Below are 5,698 nucleotides of genomic sequence, written 5' to 3'. Positions count from 1 at the left end.
GTTTGTTATTGTTGACGTTTTTGTTTGTTTAGTTTTCAAAGAGCAATCTTATTAAAGCAACTTTCATATTATATGCCTAACTGAACATTTCGTCAACCTTTTTTTAAAGGATGAATGTTGTTCAGCGACAAGAACTATCTTACCATACCGATTCGCCATTGTCAACTTCTCCGAAATAATTATGGTTAAAAAATTCGTTTACAAGAAACTGCTAACAAATCAGCTCAATTAGCTTAACATCGATAGTGTCAATAGACAAGTGGAAATCTTTCCTGATTTCATGTTTAGGAAAGCTGCCAAGCCCCCAACAATATGTGTTTTACCTTCCATGGTTCTCTCCTATTCTTTTAAACCATTTCGATAATTCCAGTATGAATTAGCTTTTGACTTAATTCAAAAGAAGGTACCCATTACAGACGTTCCCCTCTCGCCATTAAGAGCTTTACATTCTCTTTTTCTACTTCATTTAAAGAGCTATTATAGGAAGGGTCTGCATTATACCATGATTTACTTGAAAAATATTTTTGCAAATCTGCCGATTTAAATACATACCCATGACGTGCGTAGATCTCATTTCTAGCTAAACGCAGTTGCCCTTTTGTAAGAATAGCAATGTCTTCTTCACTCAGAACTCTCTTATCGCTATCAGGCAGAATATAATCTGAAGATGAAAGATTTCTGTCACTGCTATTTTTTTTTGTTGAATTATTACCATTCAGGTTAACATTATTTTCTAAATTATTATTTTTAGATTGATCCATCATTTTTGTAGCTGCTACATCCGTTTTAGGTACATGCTTATTAAAATCTTTAATGATTAAGTAAGCAACGCATAAAACGAACAACAAACCAATAATTGATCCAACCCCTACCACTAATCTCTTATTCCTTAATACTATTGTTTTCGAACGAACTTTCCTTTTTTCAATGCGCGTTTTTGGAGCCGATGTAATGTTTTTCTTAGCTTTTGCCACCTTTGAACCGCAATTAGTACAGAATCGACTAGATTCATTTAACTTTTCACCACAATTTGTGCAAAAATCCATTTACATATTCCTCTTTCTATTGATTTTTCCCTTTATTATTCAAATTGGCTTCTAGTAAAGGTCATCAGCAGGGGTGCTGTTCTGTCTGACAGGTTAAAAAAGCCCGGCTTTCCTTTTATTAAGTAGCCGGTCTTCTGCTAAGGATACAACTATACTATATCATGGCTTGTTTACAGTTTAGTTAATAGAAAAGAACAGTTTGATAACAGAGGCTAGAAGCACCTAAACCTTGGCCACCTAGAAGGTAAATAAGAAAGTTGCAGGTTCGGAACCAAAAAAATGGGTGCAGGAAAAAGGTAAAAAGTATATCCTTTGATTCACCATCACAAACTAACTCCTTCTTACAGAGAGATTTTTATTTTCATGAGGATTCCTATCTTATACGGTGTGATGATAATTAAAATGCAAAGAAGCGTCTGCATGAATTACAGACGCTCTATCGAAGTCTTTTATGCTGTAGTTTTTGATTAAAGTGGATCTATCTTTCCAGTCTTCATTCCTGTCCCCAAATCTTTTTTTCAATATATCTGTACTCTTTTTCTAGATCACTCAAAGTCAATTCATAAAGATGATTGTTATTTTTTTTATAAATCCCTGATTTGATTAGCTTATTAATTATTTTTTGTCTTTTTAACTGAACAGTATTTCGAAGTACCTTTTTCATTTACACACCTCTATTTCAAGGATATAAGTAAGCAAGGATGGCAATAATAATTTGGTCCACAAGACCACGGAATATCATTTTCTTTATAAAATATATTTTTCAAATAATCTTTTAAAAAATTATGTTTCTTTTTTTGTCTTTTGTGGAAATTTTTCATAGAAAATCACCTGCCTTACCCAATTTAGATAAGTTTCCCTCTTAGTTAGATGTAAAACTCAGTTTACGTTCCCTTTTCATTTTTGATATAAAATCAAACTTATTTTTCTTATAAAAATAGGTTCTTGTATCAATAAAAGAAAATGTAATTGGAAAACATATTCATGAAAATTCATTTAATTTCCTAAAAGGAGGATAGATACGACATTAATTATTAGTTGGTCCTTTAGAGGGCATTTTTTTATTAATAGGTTTATCTGTATTTAAATCACTATTGTTAGTATCTTTTGATTTAACATTTCCATTAACTGTGTTAGAATCATCCTCTTCACTAGTGGATCTATCATTGTTTAAATCATCTTTGGCAGGCTTAGCGGATGGATTTACTTCTCTGCTGGTTGGACTAGCAGGTTCTTCTGTACGTGTGCCAACTGGGCTATCATGAGGATTTAACTTTTCTTTAATGTCTTTAATATAGCCACAAGCCGAAACAAGCATGACGGAAAGAACGGGAACTGATAATTTCAATAGTGTTTTAGATACCATTTCTATTCCTCCTTAATTTTAAAAATTATTTTTCCTCCTTGCTTTTAGTTGTTGCCATTATAGAATAAAAAGTTGTAGATTAATTAGGAATTTACCACTCTTAAATTAATTGTTAGCATTCTATAATAAAAGAAAAATTTGTAATTTTTAAATTAGTTAAAGAGATAGGTAATGAAAAAGTAACAAATTTAACTCAAAGGGTCTGCTTTTATGTACACCGTTTGAGATTGATTTTATTGATTTAAGGAGATGGATGAAAGTATCCACTAAACAGATAATTTCAAGAAAGACGAAGTAAACGTGCAACCGATTCCATCTTTGGAGGCGATAAAGGGGATACCTCAACTCTTAAGTTAAGAAACTAAAAAAATATTCAAGTCTTAAGTAAAATCCATCAAATTGAGGACTGTCCGTTCTATTTACGTGTATTAAATATAAGTAAAAAACATTATTGATAGTTTACGTATTTTTTACAATCTGGTTAGTCTTAGGGAATTTTTATATTTTTTTGTTTTAATGAATAGATGTGATATTAGCCAAAAACCTCTTTCTGAAAATTAGGTTGTTACTTTTATCAGAAAGAGTAAAGGAAAACAATGAATCCTAAAGCTAGAACAAAGTCCATTGACCAGTTACAACAAGAAAGCACTTCAAGTACTGGACTACAACGAATCTTAGGATTATGGCAGCTTACTGCAATTGGATTAGGTGGGATTATTGGGGTAGGCATTTTCGTGCTAACAGGTGTAGCAGCAGCTAAACAAGCAGGACCAGCAGTGATCTTATCGTTTATTATCGCAGGGCTTGCTAGTCCGGCGGCAGCATTATGCTACGCGGAATTTGCTGGCTTAATACCGGTGGTAGCTAGTGCCTACACCTACAGTTATGCAGTATTAGGAGAAGAGGCAGCATGGCTGATCGACTGGGATTTACTCCTTGAGTACACGTTAGAAATCTCTGTAGTAGCAATTGGCTGGTCTGGTTACGCGCATGAAATTCTTAATCATATTGCGATCCACCTCCCCGTTTGGGCCATGGGAGCACCAGGAACGGGAACAGTCCACAAAGTTAATTTAATAGCAATGATTATCAGTTTAGCAATTGCTGGGCTGCTTACATTTGGAATCGAATGGGGAGCAAAATTTAATAACCTAATGGTAGTGATCTTTAATTCGATTAATATTCTTCACCGTCCGTACCATAGACTCTTTTCTCCTTTTTTTACAAAAGAGAAAAATCTGTTATTAAATTGTTCTTTTCCATTAACTAAACTGTAAACAAGCCATGATATAGTAAATGCGTTCACAAACTGTACCTAGCCGTTCTAAACATGTACCTAATTGCGTCCTACATCATGAAGCCCGGTCGGAAAGCCGGGTTTCCTCCTTTTATATATATAAAATCTCTAGAGGATTTTAATATAAGGTTATTTAAAACTAAAATAAGGGGTGGAAAAAATTAAATGTCTTTATTAGATTACATGGATTTCAGGCTAATCGTTACCGCAGAGAAAACGAAAAACGAACAGGATAAGAAAAAGCCTGTGAAAAAGACCAAATGAACAGCAGTCGATGATGATTCGGCTGCTTCTTTTTGCTCTAATTTGTTCATTTCTCCAAGTACCCATTTCAATGTTCGGTACTGGTTTAAATCGTTATTAGCTTTTGCTGTTTCTTTCGCATTAAGGAGTTTTTCTTTTAATTGCTCCCATTTTTCTTGATTCATGTTCATTCTCCCGATTTTTTCTTTTTTTTACAAATGAGAAAAATCTGTTATTAAATTGTTTTTTTCCATTAACTAAACTGTAAACAAGCCATGATATAGTAAATTTGTTCACAAACTGTACCTAGCCGTTCTAGACAGGTACATAATCTCTTACCTCTAGCAGGAAGCCCGGTCGGAAAGCCAGGCTTCCTCCTTTTATATTATGGGGATTTCAAGCATATCAAATAATTACAAACTGATTTACAGCTGCAAAAGAAGTAAATAAAAGGATTAAATGAATTGTAAACTGTACCCTATAGAGTAGACACTTGAAGTAAAGAAAGCCCAATTTCTCGTTTATAACACTGAGAAATTGGGCTTTTAATATCATCCAATGTCAATTCATAAAGATGGTTGTTATTTTTTTATAAATCCCTGATTTAATTAGCTTATTAATTAAATTTTGTTTTTTAAGCTGGACAGCATATCGAAGTTGTATATTAAAAACACCTCTATTTTTCGGAATAAAAGTATGGGATGGTAATTAGTTGGATAACAAGGCCACGGAATATTATTTCTGCAAACCTTTGGAGTAATAGATAAAGCAAGATTGCATTCCTAGTTTATTGGAAATTCATTTTTACTTTCTTTTTTCTAATTTCATGTGAGTGAAAGAATATATTGTTTAAAGGAGATATTAGTTTTTTGAGTATATTGCATATTGATAAATGGTTACAAACATAAATCTACTTTTTGGGTTTTTAAATCTATAGCGGTCTTGCCATTTGGATGGATCGCAACGGAAATCGGGTTGCCGTTAAATTCAATTTGCTTTCCAGCCGGTGTGATCAACTGGTTAATTGGCGTTTGAACCGAACCATCTGCCTGTCATCCAACAAGATTGCTTCCAAAAGCTCCATCTTGAGCAGCATATTCCCCGGCAGATCCCATTAATACACTAGTTAACGCTAATCCCGCGAGCAGTCTTTTCTTTTTTCACATTTTCTTTAACATTACTATTTTCACTCCAAACCATCTGCTTCTTTAAATAAGTTACTACTAGTTTATTAAGCTATTATTAATCTGTAGTAAACTAGGAACAAAGAAAATTAAGCCTTTTCAGCTACAACAATTTAAGTAGTTTCCCCTTACTTTTTGGTATAAAAATACTCCCAGGATCTTTGATTATCATAAGTTGAGTCTGAATCTTAAGTTCACACCAAGCATGTCCCGTGGGATAACGCTGTAATCGAGAGCTTTTTTTCCCATCTAAAAGCTGAATTTCCATGTTTCTATCCAAGTATAAAGATTCATACTTTTCAACAAGACCTGCAAAAATTTATCCGGTATTATAACGAATAACGAACCCAATACAAACTTGGATTCGTTTCTCCGAAAAAGTACTATCTTAAATTACAAAAATGCAGTTTAATGTCGTATTTTACAAATGTCTATTTTTGGGGGTCTTGACCACATGCACAAAAAAGACAACCTATCAATTACTCAACAGGTTGTCCTACATTTGCCTGGCAACGTCCTACTCTCACAGGGACTTGCGTCCCAACTACCATCGGCGCTGAGA

General features: G+C 33.6%; 6 protein-coding genes and 1 pseudogene. 2 read left to right on the top strand and 5 right to left on the bottom strand.

The features are described 5' to 3' along the window. Nucleotides 1–410: 410 nt before the first annotated feature. The 3 genes from JN080_RS28125 to JN080_RS28115 form a co-directional block, all read right to left on the bottom strand. Entirely contained in the window at nucleotides 411–1,046 is a 636-nt protein-coding gene (locus tag JN080_RS28125) for a YARHG domain-containing protein (protein ID WP_256239250.1), read from the bottom strand. 493 nt (nucleotides 1,047–1,539) lie between these two features. Then, a complete protein-coding gene (locus JN080_RS28120) occupies nucleotides 1,540–1,710 on the bottom strand; it encodes a Fur-regulated basic protein FbpA (protein WP_256239249.1) in 171 nt (56 codons plus the stop codon). Nucleotides 1,711–2,073: 363 nt separating this feature from the next. Beyond that, nucleotides 2,074–2,412: a hypothetical protein gene (locus tag JN080_RS28115; protein ID WP_256239248.1), complete on the bottom strand. Its 339-nt coding sequence runs from the start codon at nucleotides 2,410–2,412 to the stop codon at nucleotides 2,074–2,076. A 596-nt stretch (nucleotides 2,413–3,008) separates the two neighbouring features. On the opposite strand from JN080_RS28115, the gene JN080_RS28110 reads away from it, so the two are divergent. Beyond that, on the top strand, nucleotides 3,009–3,689 hold the full coding sequence (locus JN080_RS28110) for an amino acid permease (protein ID WP_256239247.1): 681 nt from the start codon (nucleotides 3,009–3,011) through the stop codon (nucleotides 3,687–3,689). Nucleotides 3,690–3,888: 199 nt separating this feature from the next. On the opposite strand, the gene JN080_RS28105 is transcribed toward JN080_RS28110, so the two are convergent. Next, nucleotides 3,889–4,137 (bottom strand): hypothetical protein, encoded by a 249-nt coding sequence (locus JN080_RS28105; RefSeq protein WP_256239246.1) that lies wholly within the window; start codon nucleotides 4,135–4,137, stop codon nucleotides 3,889–3,891. A 376-nt stretch (nucleotides 4,138–4,513) separates the two neighbouring features. Beyond that, entirely contained in the window at nucleotides 4,514–4,573 is a 60-nt protein-coding gene (locus tag JN080_RS30105) for a hypothetical protein (RefSeq protein WP_375141801.1), read from the bottom strand. 779 nt (nucleotides 4,574–5,352) lie between these two features. Between JN080_RS30105 and JN080_RS30100 the strand changes: the two are divergent. Continuing rightward, nucleotides 5,353–5,478 (top strand): annotated as a pseudogene (locus JN080_RS30100) (IS3 family transposase); the annotation flags it as partial. Nucleotides 5,479–5,698: the final 220 nt, after the last annotated feature.

The organism is Bacillus sp. EB600 (assembly GCF_024494385.1).
Taxonomy (GTDB): domain Bacteria; phylum Bacillota; class Bacilli; order Bacillales; family Cytobacillaceae; genus JAEVLT01.
The sequence above is the reverse complement of the archived record's forward strand: the minus strand, read 5'-3'. Positions and strand labels throughout refer to the sequence as shown.

What these genes read in the sequence shown, in the direction of transcription:
- JN080_RS28125 (WP_256239250.1), bottom strand. Translation starts at nt 1,046, where the DNA reads ATGGATTTTTGCACAAATTGTGGTGAAAAGTTAAATGAATCTAGTCGA.
- JN080_RS28120 (WP_256239249.1), bottom strand. Translation starts at nt 1,710, where the DNA reads ATGAAAAAGGTACTTCGAAATACTGTTCAGTTAAAAAGACAAAAAATA.
- JN080_RS28115 (WP_256239248.1), bottom strand. Translation starts at nt 2,412, where the DNA reads ATGGTATCTAAAACACTATTGAAATTATCAGTTCCCGTTCTTTCCGTC.
- JN080_RS28110 (WP_256239247.1), top strand. Translation starts at nt 3,009, where the DNA reads ATGAATCCTAAAGCTAGAACAAAGTCCATTGACCAGTTACAACAAGAA.
- JN080_RS28105 (WP_256239246.1), bottom strand. Translation starts at nt 4,137, where the DNA reads ATGAATCAAGAAAAATGGGAGCAATTAAAAGAAAAACTCCTTAATGCG.